This is a genomic window from Rhizobium sp. RHZ02 (genome assembly GCF_014851575.1).
GTDB classification, from domain to species: Bacteria; Pseudomonadota; Alphaproteobacteria; order Rhizobiales; family Rhizobiaceae; genus Rhizobium; species Rhizobium altiplani.
The window spans coordinates 32917-49982 of the sequence record NZ_JACUZX010000003.1; the positions used below are offsets into that span (position 1 = coordinate 32917).

The 17066-nt window shown below is 61.0% G+C and carries 23 protein-coding genes; 14 read left to right on the forward strand and 9 right to left on the reverse strand.

The window, feature by feature from the left end; translation table 11 throughout:
* The first annotated feature begins 51 nt into the window (after positions 1-51).
* The 4 genes from IB244_RS05660 to IB244_RS05675 all read left to right on the forward strand — a co-directional run bounded on the left by IB244_RS05660 (position 52) and on the right by IB244_RS05675 (position 2438).
* A complete protein-coding gene (locus tag IB244_RS05660; RefSeq protein WP_192303349.1) occupies positions 52-1011 on the forward strand; it encodes an SUMF1/EgtB/PvdO family nonheme iron enzyme in 960 nt (319 codons plus the stop codon).
* Positions 1001-1696, forward strand: a complete 696-nt coding sequence (locus IB244_RS05665) for a Crp/Fnr family transcriptional regulator (RefSeq protein ID WP_025660781.1) — start codon at positions 1001-1003, stop codon at positions 1694-1696. The genes IB244_RS05660 and IB244_RS05665 overlap by 11 nt, the downstream gene beginning before the upstream one ends.
* A 15-nt stretch (positions 1697-1711) precedes the next feature.
* Positions 1712-2083, forward strand: a complete 372-nt coding sequence (locus IB244_RS33060) for an RrF2 family transcriptional regulator (protein WP_409564052.1) — start codon at positions 1712-1714, stop codon at positions 2081-2083.
* Positions 2084-2267: 184 nt separating this feature from the next.
* On the forward strand, positions 2268-2438 hold the full coding sequence (locus tag IB244_RS05675; RefSeq protein WP_192303352.1) for a hypothetical protein: 171 nt from the start codon (positions 2268-2270) through the stop codon (positions 2436-2438).
* A gap of 230 nt (positions 2439-2668) precedes the next feature.
* Here IB244_RS05675 and IB244_RS05680 read toward each other — a convergent pair whose 3' ends face one another.
* From IB244_RS05680 to IB244_RS05695, 4 genes are read right to left on the reverse strand one after another with little or no spacing between them, the layout of a single operon-like run.
* Entirely contained in the window at positions 2669-4039 is a 1371-nt protein-coding gene (locus IB244_RS05680) for a 4Fe-4S binding protein (protein ID WP_192303354.1), read from the reverse strand.
* The gene (locus IB244_RS05685; RefSeq protein WP_192303356.1) at positions 4036-4890 is read right to left on the reverse strand and encodes an FTR1 family protein; all 855 of its coding nucleotides are present in this window, start codon (positions 4888-4890) and stop codon (positions 4036-4038) included. Before IB244_RS05685 ends, IB244_RS05680 begins: the two co-directional genes overlap by 4 nt.
* The gene (locus IB244_RS05690; protein ID WP_192303358.1) at positions 4887-5222 is read right to left on the reverse strand and encodes a cupredoxin domain-containing protein; all 336 of its coding nucleotides are present in this window, start codon (positions 5220-5222) and stop codon (positions 4887-4889) included. The genes IB244_RS05685 and IB244_RS05690 overlap by 4 nt, the downstream gene beginning before the upstream one ends.
* Positions 5222-5764 carry an iron transporter gene (locus IB244_RS05695; RefSeq protein WP_192303360.1) on the reverse strand — a complete coding sequence of 181 codons (543 nt, stop codon included), beginning with the start codon at positions 5762-5764 and terminating at the stop codon, positions 5222-5224. Before IB244_RS05695 ends, IB244_RS05690 begins: the two co-directional genes overlap by 1 nt.
* Before the next feature lie 161 nt (positions 5765-5925).
* On the opposite strand from IB244_RS05695, the gene IB244_RS05700 reads away from it, so the two are divergent.
* A complete protein-coding gene (locus IB244_RS05700; protein WP_192303362.1) occupies positions 5926-6606 on the forward strand; it encodes an NnrU family protein in 681 nt (226 codons plus the stop codon).
* Here the strand turns inward: IB244_RS05700 and IB244_RS05705 are convergent.
* Positions 6561-7196, reverse strand: a complete 636-nt coding sequence (locus tag IB244_RS05705) for a UbiX family flavin prenyltransferase (protein ID WP_062368261.1) — start codon at positions 7194-7196, stop codon at positions 6561-6563. The two genes, IB244_RS05700 and IB244_RS05705, sit on opposite strands and share 46 nt — an antisense overlap.
* The gene (locus IB244_RS05710) at positions 7183-8691 is read right to left on the reverse strand and encodes a UbiD family decarboxylase (RefSeq protein WP_192303364.1); all 1509 of its coding nucleotides are present in this window, start codon (positions 8689-8691) and stop codon (positions 7183-7185) included. The genes IB244_RS05705 and IB244_RS05710 overlap by 14 nt, the downstream gene beginning before the upstream one ends.
* A gap of 101 nt (positions 8692-8792) precedes the next feature.
* On the opposite strand from IB244_RS05710, the gene IB244_RS05715 reads away from it, so the two are divergent.
* The 6 genes from IB244_RS05715 (at position 8793) to IB244_RS05740 (ending at position 12341) form a co-directional block, all read left to right on the forward strand.
* Positions 8793-9299: an SCP2 domain-containing protein gene (locus IB244_RS05715; protein ID WP_025660791.1), complete on the forward strand. Its 507-nt coding sequence runs from the start codon at positions 8793-8795 to the stop codon at positions 9297-9299.
* On the forward strand, positions 9290-10267 hold the full coding sequence (locus tag IB244_RS05720) for a peptidase U32 family protein (protein ID WP_192303366.1): 978 nt from the start codon (positions 9290-9292) through the stop codon (positions 10265-10267). Before IB244_RS05715 ends, IB244_RS05720 begins: the two co-directional genes overlap by 10 nt.
* Positions 10268-10270: 3 nt before the next feature.
* Positions 10271-11200 (forward strand): U32 family peptidase, encoded by a 930-nt coding sequence (locus tag IB244_RS05725; RefSeq protein WP_192303368.1) that lies wholly within the window; start codon positions 10271-10273, stop codon positions 11198-11200.
* Positions 11197-11613 carry a hypothetical protein gene (locus IB244_RS05730; RefSeq protein ID WP_025660794.1) on the forward strand — a complete coding sequence of 139 codons (417 nt, stop codon included), beginning with the start codon at positions 11197-11199 and terminating at the stop codon, positions 11611-11613. Before IB244_RS05725 ends, IB244_RS05730 begins: the two co-directional genes overlap by 4 nt.
* On the forward strand, positions 11610-11792 hold the full coding sequence (locus tag IB244_RS05735; protein ID WP_018856190.1) for a hypothetical protein: 183 nt from the start codon (positions 11610-11612) through the stop codon (positions 11790-11792). Before IB244_RS05730 ends, IB244_RS05735 begins: the two co-directional genes overlap by 4 nt.
* A gap of 192 nt (positions 11793-11984) precedes the next feature.
* A complete protein-coding gene (locus IB244_RS05740; RefSeq protein WP_192303370.1) occupies positions 11985-12341 on the forward strand; it encodes a hypothetical protein in 357 nt (118 codons plus the stop codon).
* Between the two features lie 85 nt (positions 12342-12426).
* Here IB244_RS05740 and IB244_RS05745 read toward each other — a convergent pair whose 3' ends face one another.
* Positions 12427-12639 (reverse strand): hypothetical protein, encoded by a 213-nt coding sequence (locus IB244_RS05745; RefSeq protein WP_018856187.1) that lies wholly within the window; start codon positions 12637-12639, stop codon positions 12427-12429.
* Positions 12640-12762: 123 nt separating this feature from the next.
* Between IB244_RS05745 and IB244_RS05750 the strand changes: the two genes are divergently transcribed.
* The 3 genes from IB244_RS05750 to IB244_RS05760 all read left to right on the forward strand — a co-directional run bounded on the left by IB244_RS05750 (position 12763) and on the right by IB244_RS05760 (position 14522).
* Positions 12763-13326, forward strand: coding sequence for a threonine transporter RhtB (locus IB244_RS05750; RefSeq protein WP_025660796.1), 564 nt, complete (start codon positions 12763-12765; stop codon positions 13324-13326).
* A gap of 95 nt (positions 13327-13421) precedes the next feature.
* The gene (locus tag IB244_RS05755; RefSeq protein ID WP_025660797.1) at positions 13422-13754 is read left to right on the forward strand and encodes an ArsR/SmtB family transcription factor; all 333 of its coding nucleotides are present in this window, start codon (positions 13422-13424) and stop codon (positions 13752-13754) included.
* Positions 13755-13799: 45 nt separating this feature from the next.
* Positions 13800-14522 (forward strand): CBS domain-containing protein, encoded by a 723-nt coding sequence (locus tag IB244_RS05760; protein WP_192303372.1) that lies wholly within the window; start codon positions 13800-13802, stop codon positions 14520-14522.
* A 305-nt stretch (positions 14523-14827) separates the two neighbouring features.
* Here IB244_RS05760 and hutC read toward each other — a convergent pair whose 3' ends face one another.
* Positions 14828-15550 carry a histidine utilization repressor gene (hutC, locus tag IB244_RS05765; protein WP_169680335.1) on the reverse strand — a complete coding sequence of 241 codons (723 nt, stop codon included), beginning with the start codon at positions 15548-15550 and terminating at the stop codon, positions 14828-14830.
* 56 nt (positions 15551-15606) lie between these two features.
* Positions 15607-16968 carry a formimidoylglutamate deiminase gene (locus tag IB244_RS05770; protein ID WP_192303374.1) on the reverse strand — a complete coding sequence of 454 codons (1362 nt, stop codon included), beginning with the start codon at positions 16966-16968 and terminating at the stop codon, positions 15607-15609.
* Between the last annotated feature and the right edge of the window lie 98 nt (positions 16969-17066).

Consider the following 17066-nt stretch of genomic DNA (forward strand, 5'->3'; position numbering starts at 1 on the left):
GGGTGGTCCGCGCACCGTTTTTTATAAGGAGGCGCTACTCGCGAAAAGACCATGAACAGGCACGCTGAGACTGGATCGGTTTCAGGCATTTCGATCGCTATTCCACTCGCTCTTCTGGCCGCGCTCTCCGGAGCGGTTGCCGTGAAGGCGGGTTTTGCTTCGTCCGCTCAACACGACGGTGGAGTTGCCGCTCCGGAAGTGGTCACCATACAGCCTCATTCTTTCGAGTATCGCGAGGCGACCGAATACTTTCGCAAGGGGCTTGCCGTCGACGCGCCAAAGCACGACGCGAAGGTCCGCCTCCCGCTCGACGTCATGAAGTTTCAGACGAGCCGCGCAGAATATCAGCGCTGCGTGCTGGACGGCGCGTGTGCACCGGCCGAATATGAAGGCCAGGCCGGGCCTGACCTGCCGGTCACAGGGGTGAGCTACGACGATGCAGTGCAGTACGCGGCATGGCTATCGCAGCGGACAGGCGAGAACTGGCGCCTGCCGAGCGACTTTGAACTTGCATACGCCGCAGCCGACCGCTTTCCTGACGATGCGCTCGGCATCGACGCCGACGACACGAACCCGGCGACACGTTGGCTTGCCGATTACGAGCGCGAGGCCCGCCGCGCGGCGTCGACCAACCCCAAGCCGCAGCCGAGAGGTTCGTTCGGCATCAGCACGACCGGCCTTGTCGACTTCGCGGGCAATATCTGGGAATGGACCTCCACGTGCAACAGGCGCGTCGATCTAGACAAGGCAGCAGAGACGGAGACACTGGATCCAGCAGGCTGCGGCATTATAATAGCTTCTGGTAAGCACAGGTCGCCGATGAGCAGCTTCGTTCGAAATCCCAAGGGCGGTGGCTGCGCAGTCGGAGCGCCGCCCGACAATCTCGGTTTCCGGCTCGTCCGCCGTCCCACGTTTTTCCAGAGCGTGGTGGCGTTCGCCCGCAGGGCCGCAACGGACGCTCTTGGCCCCCATATCAGCGCCCAGACGGAGCAGAACGAAAATGAAGGTTGATCGCGCAGTAGTGAAGTCCCTGCCGCTCTTCGAGCGGATGACGGACACCGACCTCGACACGATGCTCGAGCACGCTGTGCCGCGTCGCATCGCCCAAGGAGATACCGTTTTCGAGCAAGGGGCACAGGCGAAGTCGTTCTTCCTGCTGCTGCATGGGCGGCTCAAGGTGACGCAGGTGACGCAGGACGGCCAACAGATCATTGTCCGGATGGTACACCCCGGCGACTTGTTCGGCTTCGCCATGGCGTTTCGCAGGACCGACTACCCAGGCACGGCCCGTGCCGCGGCCGAGAGCTTGATCCTCGGATGGCCGACGGACATGTGGGGACGCTTCGTCGAACAGAACCCACGCCTGGCGATGACTGCGATGCAGACCATCGGCCAGCGGCTTGAAGAGGCCCACGTCAGAATTCGCGAGATGTCGACGGAGGAAGTTGAAAAGCGCGTCGCGCACGCCGTGCTGCGCCTGTCCAAGCAGGCGGGAAAGGCCGACGGTGTTGGCATCCGGATCGACTTCCCGATATCGCGGCAGGATATCGCGGAGATGACCGGAACGACGCTTCACACGGTCTCACGCATCCTCAGCGCGTGGGAATCAAAGGGTATCGTCGAGGGCGGGCGGCAGAAACTCACCGTCACCGATCCGCAGCGCCTTCTGAAACTGGCCGACGGCGAACGCGAGTAGACCGCCATGGCCGTGATGTTGGACAACGGCATACGGCTGCTTCTTTTGGCCGCTGGGCGCCATCCCTTCCGGGTTACGATCGCCGAGACCGCCGAGGCTTTCGGGGCGTCACACCCGCACCTTGCGAAGGCAGCGAACCTTCTGGTTCGTCGCGGTTTTTTGGCGAGCCGGCGCGGCAAGAGAGGAGGCCTTTTCCTTGCGCGGTCGCCAGAGACGATCTGCCTTGCGGAGGTTGCCGCAGCGCTCGTTTCCTGCGAGGCCAGGTCGGATGCGCTGGACACTCTCCAAGGATGGCGGACGATAGAGCAAGGAGCTGCCCTCGCCTATAAAGGTCATCTGGCCAGCCATACGCTCGCTGACCTCCTTAAACCCGCCAACTCAAGGTAGCTCCCCTTACACCTTTGAAGCGCTGCGGCATGCGGGATGTCTTCGCCAGGGGCGCATGCGTCGATATTCGCCTTCCGTTTCCCGATAACTTTGATGGAGGTCAAAGTGCGCTCTTGCCTGCTTCGCTAGGCTTCGTGCAGGCACTGAATCAATTGCTCGCTCAAGCGGGTTCAACGGAAAAGAAATGAAAAGAACCATGAGACCACAGCAGAAGCCGTTCGTCGTAGAGATCAAGAAGCGCAGAGCTCCCCGTGAAGCCGGAGCCGAACACAAGCCCGACCTTGATGCGCGCACCGGCAAGGTCGACACGGACAAGCTTTGCCGGCTGGTCTTCGGTCGTCTGCAGCGTTCCTGAAACAGGCTGATGCCTTGTGTGCGGCCGGCGATTTTTCCAAACCTTCCGGGCACTCAGAAATCCCTCCGCACCAGCGGTTTTCCATCTCGATAGTGTTTTGCGATGGAGAGCTTTGATCGGTCGCAATCGACGGTCACCGCATCTGATTGGTTTGCCTCGCCGACGGCTGAATGATGCCCTCTTCCCACAAGAGGTGTCCTTGTCAACAGACCAGCAACCCTGGAGCGTCGCTAGCTGAACGCCGCCCAGCCGACTGCAAAGGTCAACGTCGGAAGCGCCAAGAGGCACGTCGCCAGGAGCCGCCGGCCGAAACACCGGTCGTACAGACCAGTGATCTGATGGCAAAGTGCGACAGACCAGACGGCGGCCGCCAGAACCAGCGCGCTTCTTAGATCGTCGACGATCGGCAACATGATCCCGTCCATCCGCAGCTGCGATATCGTGAGCGACAGAAGGCCCGTGAACAACGAAGCGGAAGCAAGGGGAATAAGGGATTGCGCGAGGTGATGCATCGGGCGGACGCGATTGCGAAGGATCCAGGCGCTCGCTGCCAGAGGGAACCCAAAAGCGAGGGTCGCCAAGGCAGCTGACAATGCGAGAAGCGCAAGCAGGGACACGGCGTCGACGATCGTCATGATATCGCCGGCTGCAGGATAGTTGGTCAACAGCCACCATGGCAGCCGTAACGAAAGCGGCCACATCAACTGTGCGTCGAGGCAGGCTTCCACCAGCCACTGGCGTATGGCCAGAAACCAGTCGCTGCCCGACCAGGTGAGCGCTGCCGGGACGAGACCAAGCATGACCGGGAGCAACATCGCAGTCTCCCATCCGGTCGCCATCCGGCCGGATCCTCGCACGATGTCGATCGCCGGCTTTCGCCACGCCAGCCGGATCGCGCCCCTATGTCCGGAACAACGGCCGCACATGTGACAGGCGGCAGCTCCCTGCATGGTCTTGATGGGGACCAGGGGCGCACAGTTCACGGCATCAGGTCGGCCGCGTGGCGCGGGCCAGCTCGCGGGATCCACCCTGAAATGGAGGGGCGCTATCTTCGACACGATGCCGAATACGCCGCTGACAGGACACAGGAACCGGCACCACACTCTCTTGGCCTTGCCATATCGAGCGCCAACGGCGATTGCTGCGAATGTCGAGCCACCGAGCAGAAGTGCGGCCGGCTTGGGATACTGATAAATGCTCGTAAGCTGACCGTACACTGTGGTGGAAATGAACGACAGGACCGGCCAACCCGACCACTTCATCCAGCCAGGAATCGCCCTCCCCGCGCCCCGCTCACTGGCAAACTCCGAAAGCGCGCCTTCCGGGCAGAGTATCCCGCACCAGAACCTGCCGACGAGCGCCGTTGCAAGGATCACAAACGGCCACCAGAGGCCCCAGAACACAAATTGAGCGAAGCGCGTCAGGTTCGTCCATATGAAGTCGGTCCTCGCAGGAAGAGGCAGGACGACGGGCACGACCAGAAGCGCCGCATAGCCCGCCACGATCCCCCATTGAAGGCGTCGGATGAACACCTGCCGCCGCAGGAGAAGATCGCCGAAGCCGCCAAGAAGCGCCTGCGCGCCAATCTGAATGGAGGTCATGCAGGAGCCTTCTCTCTAAGCGGCGGCATGTAAGCCAGAGAGGCGGTGAGCCAGTAGGCCCCGATGCCCAGAAGAGGAAGAAGTTCTGGACGGGCCCGATAGCCTGCGAGCCCGGCGAGGAAGGCGCCGGCCCCCCTGCCATCGTCGAGAAGCCAGCTCAAGTCCCATAGCGGTGCGGTCAAGGGCGTCAGGTTGCCAAGGGAAATCGACTTGTCGATGACGGTCATTGCCAGGCCGCTGCCGAGGATGATGAGGAGCGCCTGACTGATCCGCGACAACACCTTCTTGGATGCCATCGCCGCACCGGCCCTAAACGCCCAGAACGTTCCCGCGGCCAGCACCAGACCAATCGCTCCCGACACGACGACAATGCCGGTCTGCCTCCCTTCGGACGCAGAGAGCATTCCATAGAGAAAAATGACTGTTTCGGCTCCTTCCCGGGCTACGGCAAGCGCCGCCAGGGAAGCCAGACCCAGCCAGTTGCCAGCCCGTACATGCCCGAGCGCCTCATTGCGCAGTCCCCCGGTATCGCCCTGTTCCATCCGGCGCATCCAGAACACCATTCTCAGCATGAGGACTGAGGCCAGCGACGCCATGATCATCTGGAGTATTTCCCCGGCATCCCCGTCGAGCAGTGCGGAGGCCCGGCTCATGATCAGCGCCAGGGCGGCGGCGAACAGGATGCCGGAGGCAACCCCCGCGGCAATCCATCCGACGGCTGTTCTTTGAGCGGAAGGCCCCTCCCGCAATGACCAGGTCAAAAGGATTCCGACGACGAGCAAGGCTTCAAATGTTTCCCGCCAGACCACGGATGCGATCTCGAAGGACTGCAGATAAAGGTTCGCGCTCATTTGGCGACCATGCTCGCCGGTGGCATGTCGAGGTGAAAGTCGTCGAAGAAGGCATAGGTTCCGACATCCAACGAGCGAAACACGAGAAAGCTTGAGGCGCCCGGAGCGAGCACCTTTTCCTTGCGCAGCGGAATGCTTTCGAATTCGACCGGTGTCGAGCCGTCGTTGTGAAGCTCAAGTTTGAAACGCGTGTTGGCTGGCACCTCGATGACGCATGGCGAGATCATCCCATTGCTGAAGTGAATCTGGATGACCGGATCGTCGCCCTGCGCAACGGCGGGCGTGACCGCGAGGCAGACCGAGAGCCCCGAAACGAGCGTTCGCAGCCACATCAGTAGCCGCCCTTCTTTCCGACGCCGGCAAACACGAATTCATATTTCAGGGTAAATGCTTCAGGCCACGCGGCTACTCCGGTCTCCTTGTCGACATGCCGGCCGAACGACATCATGCCGTGACCACCAGGGTGCACGGTGAGTTCAAGCGCATAGCGGCCCGGCCCTGAGAGCTTGACGTTGTCGCCGTAGTGCGGCCCGTCGCTTGCGACCATCGCCTCAAGGGCACCCCCCTGTTCAGCACCGTTGTCCAGGTTCTTCACCCTGTATTCGACATGAAGACCCGGCACCCAGTCGCCCTCGGCAAAGCCATTCGCGTTCTCGGCCGTGGCGTGTATGTCCGCTTCCAGATGAACGTCGGATTCGGCCGTTGCAAGCATCATTCCCGGAGGATCCATTTCGACCGGCTGAAGATAGACGGCTGCCACTTCCATCCCACCCGCAAGCTGCGGCGCTCCGATCGGATATTCCGCGGCGCGCACAGCAAAAGGCATGGCGGCGAGAAGAACAGGCGCGAGGCAAAGGCAGGTAGCTCGAAGCATTGTGTGTGATCCGTAAAAGGTGACTGAACGGCTCACCTTTATCAGCGCAATTGCCCCGCTCTTTGCGCTGGCGCAAAGATGAGGACTTCGCAAGGCTGATTTGACATTCCTCAACGCCCGTTTGTGCAGATCGTGCCATCGACAAGAAAAAGGAGGCGAGCGTGACCGAATTTCTAGCCGCGTTTGTGGTGTTTCTGGCGCTTCATTCGATCCCCGCTACACCAGCGGTTCGCGCAGGCATCATCAGTCGGATTGGCAGGCGGACCTACTTCGTCGCCTATTCAGCGGCCTCGCTGCTGGCCCTGGCCTGGCTCTTTGCCGCTGCGCTGAAACTTGACTACGTGCCTTTGTGGGACCTGCAGCCCTGGCATGCGGCGATCACGTTTGTCCTGGCCCCCCTGGGCGGCTTCCTGGTGATTGCAGGACTTATTAGTCCCAATCCCCTTTCGATCACCGTCCGGTCATCGGAAAGACCTGGCGCCGTGGTTGGCATCACCCGCCATCCGGTTCTCCTGGGATTCGCGATCTGGGCAGTGGGACACATCATCGCCAATGGCGATCTGCGGTCCATGCTGTTGTTCGGCGGTTTCGCCCTCTTTGCCATCGGCGCCATACCGATGATCGAGAAGCGGGCAAAGCGGCGGCTTGGATCACGGTGGGAGAGCCTGGCTGCGCCGACCTCGATCCTGCCTTTTGGGGCGTATCTGGCTGGAAGGCGACCCGCCATCGACGTGCCCTTGGTCGCCTCCATTCTCCTGACCGGTATCCTTGTTGGCTGGCTTTTGTTTGGCGGCGGTCATGCCCTGCTTTTCGGCGCCGACCCTGTTGCAATATTCGGCTGATCGAATAACGCCTCGCCAAGCCAGGCGCGCGATTGATGCGGCACAGGAAGTCCGAGCAGATCGACTGCCCGACGAGCGAGGTGGTCCACCACGTCCTGGATGGACTCGGGCCGATTGTAGAATGCCGGCACGGGCGGCATGACAACCGCTCCCATCTCCGTGGCGGTGACCATGTTGCGAAGGTGTCCGAGATGCAGCGGCGTCTCGCGGGTGAGCAGGACCAGCCTGCGCCTTTCCTTCAGTTGAACATCCGCCGCCCGGGAAATCAGGTTTTGAGACAACCCCGTGGAGATCGCTGCCAGCGTCTTCATGGAGCAAGGTGCAACAATCATGCCCGTGACCGGAAACGAACCACTCGCGATAGCCGATCCAATGTCGTTGTTGTCATATGTCCTATGTGCCTTGAGGAGCATGCGCCCGTGGGCTTCAGCCCCAACTTCGTGAGCGAGTGTCCGGCAGCCACTGTCGGAAACAACGAGGTGCACCCTCACATTCAGCGAGACCAGCAAATCGAGCGCGGCGACGCCAAGCGCAGCGCCTGACGCTCCTGTCACTGCAAGCACGACATCCTTGTGTTCAGATACCCGCATCACGTCGCAGCCTTTCCCATGTTTGCGCGGCCTTTTCCTCAAGGTTTTCGGGCATCTCCAGCACTCGACCCCATTCCCTTTCGGTCTCAGCACCGATCTTGTTGGTGGCGTCCAAGCCCAACTTGGCGCCGAGCCCGGACTTCGGAGACGCGAAGTCGAGGTAGTCGATTGGCGTGTTTTCCAGCACCACCAGGTCCCGCGAGGCATCGAACCGGGTTGCGACCGCCCACATGATCTCCTCCCACTTCCTGACGCTGATATCCGGATCGACGACGATGATGAGCTTCGTATAGTTGAACTGCGGGAGCATCGACCACAGCCCCATCATGATGCGGCGAGCCTGACCCGGATAGCGCTTGTCGATCGAAACAACGACTGCCCGGTAGGAGCAAGCTTCCGGCGGAAGCCACAGATCCCTGATCTCCGGAAACTGGCGCTTCACGATCGGGATGAAAAGCTCGGTCATCGCCTCGCCCAGCCGTGATGGTTCGTCGGGCGGGCGCCCGGTATACGTCGAGAGATACACCGGCGAGCGCCGCGTGGTTATCGCACTCAACCTGACGACTGGAAACGGCTCCACGGAGTTGTAGTACCCGGTATGATCTCCATAGGGTCCCTCTGGCGCCGTTTCCTCCGCGGAAACGTAGCCTTCGAGAATTATTTCGGCATTTGAAGGAACCGCAAGCGGGACAGTGAGCGCGCTCGAGACCTCGGTTCTCGATCCGCGCAGAAGGCCGGCGAAGTTCAGTTCGCTCATGCCTTCGGGAAGTGGAATGACGCCGGCGAGAAGCGTCGCCGGATCGGCCCCGACCACAACGGCGATCGGCATATCGAGGCCCTTACGCTGCCACAGCCGAAAATGCTTCGCGCCACCACGATGGGCCAGCCACCGAACGATCAGCGACGAGCGGTCGCGGACCTGCATCCGGTATATGCCCACGTTCACGTCCCTGGGGTCGTCGGGATTGCATGTAATCACCAGCGGCCAGGTCACGAGAGGCGCCGGCTCGCCTGGCCAGCACCATTGTACCGGAAACTGCCCGAGATCGATCTGCGGTCCCTTGTAGACGACCTCCTGCGAGGCAGCCGCCCTGCGCAAGCGAGGTCGCATGCTGCCCACCGCCTTGAGCATTGGCAGCTTGCTCCATGCATCGGCGAGCGACACGGGTGGTGTCGGCCGCTGAAGCTCGGCCAGGTCATTCGCGAGGCCCGTCAATCCCGCTTCGCCGACGCCAAAGCCGAGCTCGATCCGCTGCCTTGTACCGAACAGATTTACAACGACGGGTATCGGGGAGAACCGTCCGTCGGCGTGGACGGGTTTTTTGATGAGGAGGGCGGGGCCACCCTCGGAAAGCACTTTCTGGTGCAGAGCGGTCAGTTCATGCACGAGCGACACGGGCTCCTCCACGACAAGCAGCAGCCGTCGCTGCTGCAGATCGAAAAGGAAGGACTGCAGGTCGCCATGCCGTTTGGCTTTTGGTTCTTCATTACGCATGACGCTGAAATCGACGAGGAAACCGTCCTTGTCTTTGTCTCAGATCAAACAGAGCCTCGCCAAGAAAAACTAGGATGGCTTGTTCAATCTGAGAGGCCGTAATGCTCGCCCCATCTCGCCTGATGGCGACCGCCCGCATCATTCCATTGCCGATCGTCGGGCGCATCGCCGACTTCCTGCTCAAGGAGGTTCTTTCAATTCATCCGAAGCTCTTCGACCGGCTCGGTGAGTACAGCCAGTCCCGCTTTGCATTCGTGCCGTCGGACTTCCCGTTTTCATTCCTGATTTGCCCAAAAGATCGCACTGTCCAAGCCTTTCGTCGCGGTACCCACATGGCCGCTGACACCACCATCTGCGGACCGCTGGTCCTGATGCTGGCCCTTGCCGAGGGCAGGATTGACGGCGACGCCATATTCTTCGCCAGAAAGCTCACTGTCACCGGTGACATGGAGGCGGTGCTGGCACTTCGAAACGCCCTTGATGACAATGAAATAGACCTCGTTGACGCCGTCGGGAGATTGTCGGGCCCGATGACCCGTTCCATCACCGGAGCCCTCGGTTCGGTCCGTCGGCAAGCGCTGAAGGCGCATGGTGTCCAATGGAGCTGATCTGCCCTGCTGGAACCCCTGCATCGTTTCGCGAGGCCGTCGATGCGGGGGCTGATGCCGTCTACTGCGGCTTTCGCGACGAGACAAACGCGCGCAACTTCCCGGGTTTGAACTTTGATGTCGCCGAGCTTCGTGATGCAATCGGCTACGCACGCGAGCGAAAGGTTAAGACGTTTGTCGCTCTCAACACTTTCATGACCGCCGGCAAGGAAGATCTCTGGTACCGCAGGGCAAGGGAAGCGTCGGAAGCGGGCGCCGACGCCCTCATTGTTGCAGACTTCGGATTGATGGCGCATGTCGCGGAACATCACCCGGCACAGCGCCTCCACATCTCCGTACAGGCGTCTGCCTCCAATCCCGAGGCCCTTTCATATCTGGTCGACTGTTTCGGTGCTGCCCGCATCGTGCTGCCGCGTACCCTCACCATCCAGGACATCGCCCGCATTGCACGAAGCGTAGACTGCGAATTGGAGGTTTTCGTCTTTGGCGGATTGTGCGTCATGGCAGAGGGGCGCTGCTCGCTGTCCTCCTACGCGACCGGCAAGTCGCCAAATATGAACGGCGTATGCTCGCCAGCCAGCCACGTACGCTACCGGCAGACCGGCGGCGACCTGGTGTCTGAACTGGGTGGCTTCACCATAAACCGGTTTTCCGAAGAAGAACCCGCTGGCTATCCGACGCTGTGCAAGGGTCGCTTCGCAGTCGGACAAAGCGCGACCTACGCTTTCGAGGATCCGGTGTCGCTGGACGTCATGGACCAGCTCGACGATCTTCGGGCGGCAGGCGTCAAGGCATTGAAGGTCGAAGGCCGTCAACGCGGCAAGGCCTACATCTCCGAAGTCGTTTCCACGCTTCGCGCCACGCTGAAGGCGGCGCCCGCGGACCGCCCGGTCCTCATGTCACGCCTTCGCAAACTCAGCGAGGGACAACAGACGACAAAGGGCGCCTATGAGAAGCGCTGGAGGTAGTCGATGAAATCTCCCCTGAAGCTTACCCTGGGGCCGCTCCTCTATCTTTGGCCGACAGAGCGCTGGCGCGACTTCTATTTCGCAATCGCCGACCAGTCGCCTGTCGACGTCGTGGTGCTTGGCGAGACCGTCTGTTCCAAGCGGTTGCATTTCATGGAACCCGAGTTCGTGGCTGTCGTTGAACGCCTGGAGGCGGCGGGAAAGGAAGTCCGTCTCTCCACGCTCGCCCTTGTAACCCTCGATCGTGAATCGAAATATCAGAGGTCAGTTGCAGCCGATGAAGATCACCTGGTCGAAGCCAACGATCTTTCCGCCCTTCAGATGCTGAAGGGCCGGCGTCACACCGTCGGACCCTTCGTCAATGTCTATAATGGACCGTCGGCCAAGCTTCTCGCACGAAACGGCGCGGCCAGCATCTGCCTGCCCCCGGAGCTGCCGGCAGCGTCGGTCGCCGAGATCACGCGATCCTGCCCCGGAGGCGATTTCGAACTCTTCGCGTTCGGCCGCTTACCCCTCGCTATCTCGGCGCGCTGCGCGCATGCCCGATCCAAGGGAAAGACCAAGGACAATTGTCAGTTCGTTTGCCAGGAAGATCCCGACGGCCTTTCCGTGGGCACGCTTTCAAACCAGCCGTTTCTCGCATTGAACGGCGTACAGACGGTCTCCCACTCCTGCCAGGCGCTCCTGGAAGGGCCGGAGGAGTGGGACGCACTGGGTGTCAGCTCACTGCGCCTCTCGCCGCAGGATTGCGACATGGTTGCCGTGTCCGCGCTCTATCGAAAGATGCTCGACGGTCACCTCGAGCCGGCGGAGACGGGCTCAAGAATACGAAGCCTCTATCCCGACGTCCCGTTGTCGAACGGATTTCACCACGGGCGCGCCGGTGCGGAATGGATCGCAAGACAAAGGAACACAGAAGGAGCGAGCAGATGACAGGGAAGCAATCGCGAAGCGGCAGTCTCGCCGATAATCATATTCTTGCAGCGGTTCGCCAGATCAAGGCTTTCGCGAAAAATCCGGCGCTCGATTGCGGCTGCTCCACGGTTGTGGGCCAGGTCCTGGTCAGCCTGGTGCCGAAACAGCGCGCTGCCGTCGTCCAGGAGCTCTTTCTGTCTGCCATGCGACAACGGGACAAAGTGTCGACCCTTATGGAACTTCTGAAGGAACTCGACCAGTTCGGACCGGCAACAGAGATCGGGGAGGTTGAGGAGGCGGCGTTGATCTTCGACGACCTGGCCCAGCAGGCGCGGTTGGGATCGCAGCTCCTGAGAGCCTTCGCCTTCAATCGAAACGACATACTCGCTCCATCAACCAAGCATGTTGAGGTGCAGGAGGCCTTGTCGTGAATTCCGAACGGAGCTGGCAGAGACATATCGACGCTCTGGAGTTCGTCAGCCTTTGGGGAGCGTCTGGCGGCGAGCAGCGGGCCGTGCTGGAGGCGTTCCTTTTCCACTCCCGCGGGTGGTTCTCGAAAGATCCGGGTGACCTGCAGGACCGGCTTTGCAGGGAACGCTCCGGTGAATAGCCTTCATTCCAGTTCGCGTTCATCGAGTGCGAGTTCGAGCCGGCTTCACGAAGGTATTTGGGCCCGGCAGGTATGATGTCACGGTTTGACCCAGATCAAGGTTTTGGGAGAGCGCATCGCTCATCTTCGCAGAACTTCGGCAAGGGATCGGCGTCAGCGGTGCTTTTGGTGCGCGGCAAGGAGGGAGCAAGTTTGCGGTATACGGTAGTCGCTGCGTGGCTGGACAGAAAGGAGAAATCCGGACGCATCGTTTTGCAGGCAGCCGGTCGTTCACGGACGATCGTTGTCACGCGACGTGCGCTCCTCAATGTCGACACCCCTCCCCGCGCCACAGAGGAACGTCTCCTTCAACATCTTGATAGTTTCTGTGAGATGGCGCTCGCCTTCATCGGCGATCGCCAGGACGACTGCGAGACCCTCCTTGTCACAGCGACCGACGTTCGCAACCGCAGAAAAGCAGAACCAGTTCCGGAGTCGCTGTGGACCTGGCAAGACCAGTGGGGCTCCTGGAAGCAGAAAGGCAGTCGTTCTCGGCTCGGCTTGGTTTGAGCGGCAGGATCGCCCTGGTCGTCAATATCGCCCCGCTCGGTGCTCATGCCTTCGGCTTTGCGCATTTGCGCCGGACTTTCGGCGTTCAAGGTTCATCAAGCCACAGCGCCGTCGCCAGGTAACCGGCAGCGATCGTGCTGCCGAACAGATAGACAAACATGCCCTGGGCGACATAATAGTCGGGCACTTCAATACCTGCGCCCCAGGAGCCGACCCTCCAGATAGCCAATCCAGCCACGGATCCGATTGCGAATCCGGCCGAAAGGCGGGTAAGCAGAAACCAGATCAAGTGAGGCATCGCGGTACCTCCATCCATGTCCCAGCATAACACGTCGTGTGGCGACAAGTTCTCCCAAAATGATCAATGTCAATGTGGCCGACGTCGCATCGTGCGAGCAGCGAGTTTCACAGGATACGGACCATGAATGACCTCAGCTTTGCACTTGGTGCTTTCACACTTCTGATACTGCCGGGACCGACCAACGCATTGCTCGTCATGGCGTCGCACGGCCTATCTCGCATTGGCTTGCTTGAGGTGCTCGCCGCTGTTGTTTTCGCTTACCTTGCGATCATAATTCCCGTTTCAAGCGTCGCTGGTCCTTTCCTGCATGCTCACCCTCTCGCGCTGCAAGTCGTGAAGGCCATCTCCGCCGTCTGGGTGCTCTATCTTGCATTCAAGCTTTGGGGGCGCAGTACCGTCGCCTCGACGGAATTTGCGGGTCCCCGGCACGTGTTCGTGACGACATTGCTCAATCCGAAGGCAATAATAATCGGATTGACGATCATTCCCTCCGCGCAGGATGGACTTGCGCTCAGCACGATGATGGCGTTCGTCGCCGTGGCACTCTCGACTTCCCTGATTTGGCTTGCCGCCGGCAGGCTGGTGATCGGCGAAAGCGATCACATGCCCTTGATCGCCAGGCGTTGCGGTTCAGCAGCCTTGATGATCTTCTCCATCGTTTTGACGGCGAGTGCTCTTCGCTAGGAGACGAGCCGTCTTTCCCCAGCAATTTGCGCTGGCTCAATGAAGAGATCCGGGAGGTCGCTACTATTCGCTCCGTTCATACCGGAGGAAATGCGATGCTCGGCGACGACGGCGAACTCGCTGCATATTTCTCGGCGCTCGCGAATGCCCATCGCCTGGCCGTGTTGAGAACACTCGCCGAGGGCGAGATCTGCGTCAGGGAACTCGCGTTCCGCATCGGTCTGGGCCGGTCTGCCCTGTCGCAGCACCTGAACATCCTTCGACGGCATCAGCTGGTCAAGCAGCGTCGTGAAGCGCAGACGATCTACTATTCTCTGTCTGGCAGCAGAAGCGACAAGGCGCTCCTGCTCGTTAACACCATTCTTTTTCCGTATGGGGTCCAGTTGTCGATGTTCGGGTTCTCGGACGTCACGCGGGACGGCGTGTAGGCATTCGTAGAACCGGATCCCGCTTGCGGCCTGGAGGTGCCTGAAATGCGCGTAAGTCAAATCATGACAGAAGGCGTCATCACGATCACTGAGCGGACGACCGTGATCGATGCTGCAGAACTGATGCTCTACCATCGCATCAGTGGCCTTCCGGTGCTTGATGCGCGGGGCGGCCTGGTGGGTATGGTGAGCGAAAGCGACCTCGTGCGAAGGACGGAGGCGCAGACCGAGACCCGCCGTTCATGGTGGCTGCAACTCTTGACGGGTCAAGACTGCCTTGCCGACGAATATGTGGCCTCGCGCGAACGGCGCGTTGGTGAAGTCATGTCGCGTCCGCTTGTGACCGTCTCTCCTTATGCGACGCTGACCGAGGCGGCAGAATTGATGGAGCAGACAAGGGTAAAGCGGCTGCCGGTGGTCGTGGGGGACAGCCTCGTCGGCATCATTGCCAGAAAGGACTTCCTCAAGCCGCTTCGACAATCGCGATCGATCTCGGTCTTTCCGATTGATGACAGGACGATCCTATCGAACGTCGAGGCGGAATTGCAGACCAGGGAATGGGCGAGATGTGGACAGATCCGCGTCAGCGTCAATGCCGGCATTGTCGTGTTGAGAGGGACGGTTCCCGACGAACGGGTGCGGGCGGCCGTAAGAGTGGCGGCGGAGAATGTCGCCGGCGTGCAGGACGTTCGGGACGAACTCACCTGGATCGATCAGAGCTTCAGGATTTTGGCGCCGTCACCGACCGTCGAAGAGAGGCTGAACTGAACGCGCCTCAACCGGCGGCTTGACCGTTGCGGAAAGCCGCATGGCCGGCCCCGACCCGATGACGGGAGAGGCAAAAGTGCTGACGCCAATATGCATTGCGGCAGTCTTGCCGGCGATGGCGAGCTTGCTGCGGCATGCGCGACATCAACCTTCTGCAGTTTGAGACGTTTTGCGTCACGCTCGGTTGCGTTCACTGGCGAGCCACGAAACTCGGGTAGGAGACTTGCGCTTCGAGGAACCAGGTGTCTTGCTGACGAGGCCGTATGACAACGCCGTCTGACAGCGCCGTCTGACAAGGCCGTTCGCTATTGCGACGCCGGGGTGAAGCGCGCTACCAGTGCGTGCCGGTCGCCGGGATAGGTGAAGCGCACGTGAGTGACTGGCCCGACATTGCTCCAGGTGCGGCGTTCGACGACCAGACAGGCAGTGTTGCGCGGGATGTCCAGGGCGACAGCCTCGTCCGCGCCGGCCGATACGGCATGGATGCGGTGCTCGGCGCTACTCCATGGGATCTGATTGATCAGCCAGGCGCCGGGTGCCATCTCGGAAAAATCGGCGTCGGCTGCCTCGGGTACGGTCGACAGACTGATTAGCCTTTCCTCGAGGCAGAATGGCCGTCCGCCCGCGTGATGAATGCAGGCCACGTCGACAACGGAAGAGCCCGGCATGACGTCCAGGCGTCCGATGTCCTCGGCCCTGGCCTTGCGTTGCACGCGCTTTGAGACCGTGAAGGCATAGGCGAGATTCAATGACTTGACCTCGGCGCCGATGTCGTGGATCTCGAGGACGGCCGATTGTGCCTGCGGCTGTGTGACGAAGCTGCCGGACTTTTTCCGACGCTCGATGAGGCCCGCCTTGGCGAGCTGGGTCAGCGCCTTGTTCACGGTCATGCGCGAACAGTCATATTGCTTGGTGAGATCCACTTCGAACGGGATGCGGTGACCCGGTGGCCATTCGCCCGAGACGATGCGGCCTTCGATGTCACTCACGATCCGCTGATGCAAGGTGATGTCCTTGCTTTGGTTCATCGTCACGCTCCGGTTATACCTCCCGCTCTAATGTGAATGTCGGGACCTGGAAAGCCCTATGCTGAAAGAAGCTCGCCCATCGCCTTCAGGAACCGGCGATTGATTGCCTCGCGCGCTACGTGGCGGCCGCCTTCCACCTGCTTGCGGCCGAGCGCCCAGACACTGTCGACCGCGACACCGCCGGCAAAAATCCAATGATCGAGCAACTGGTCGCCTGAAAGGTAGGGCACGGCCGTCGTGTCGAGCGAGATGAGATCGGCGTGATGACCGACGGCAATTCCCCCAGGGGCCTTCAGGGCGGCGCCGCCGCCGGTTATTGCATGATCGAACAGGCTGCGCGCCGTTGAGCCGCCGGGTGCAGCCACCACATTGCGGGCCCTCAACGCCAGACGCTCTGAGTATTCAAGCTGGCGCAGTTCGCCGGAAAGCGAGATCGCCACGTTGGAATCGGAGCCGACGCCGAGACGTCCGCCTTCCTCGATGAAGAGCGGTGCCTCGAAGGTGCCATCGCCGAGGTTGGCCTCGGTAATCGGGCAAAGGCCGGCGATCGCGCCGCTACGGGCCATGCCACGGGTTTCCTCGTCGCTCATGTGCGTCGCGTGGATCAGGCACCAGCGATCATCGACGGGTTGGTTGGCAAGCAGCCATTCGACGGGCCGGGCGCCCGACCAGGCAATGCAATCCTCGACTTCCTTGACCTGCTCGGCGATGTGGATGTGGATCGGGCCGTTACCGGCAAGCGGGACGACCGTGGCCAGTTCCTCAGGCGTGGCGGCGCGCAGGCTATGTGGGGCAAGGCCGAGCTCGGCACCTTGAAGGCTCTTCGTCACCTTGCGGCAGCCGTCCATCAGGGCCGCAAAACTGTCCAGCGAATTGATGAAGCGTCGTTGACCCTCGATCGGTGCGGCGCCGCCGAAGCCAGAATGGGCATAGAATACGGGAAGCAGCGTCAAGGCGATACCGCTGACATTTGCCGCCGCCCCGATGCGCTCGGCCAGCTCGGCAATGTTGGCGTAGGGTGTGCCGTTCTTGTCGTGGTGCAGATAGTGGAATTCGCCGACCCGGGAAAAGCCGGCCTCCAGCATCTCCATGTAGAGCTGGGCGGCAACGGCTTCGACATGTTCGGGCGTCATCGACAATGCGAACTTGTACATGACCGTGCGCCAGCTCCAGAAGCTGTCATTGGCTGGTCCCCGCACTTCGGCAAGGCCGGCCATGGCGCGCTGGAAAGCGTGGCTGTGGAGATTGCCCATCGCGGGCACAAGCGTGCCGTGACGATCATCGGCTGGCGTCGGAGCGACGTTGGCCTCGATGGTCGCAATCAGGCCGTCCTCGATCGTCACGCGCACGTCCTTGCGCCACCCCTGCGGCAGAAGTGCCGCGCTCGCATGAAGTCTGGTCGCCACCGTCTGAGCCATAACGCTTTTTCTCCTCTTTGGCGCCGCGCATCTTTCTTTTCCATGGAAGCGCACAAAATTTCACTTGTCATCGGTTTATTATGTATATACATGTTTCC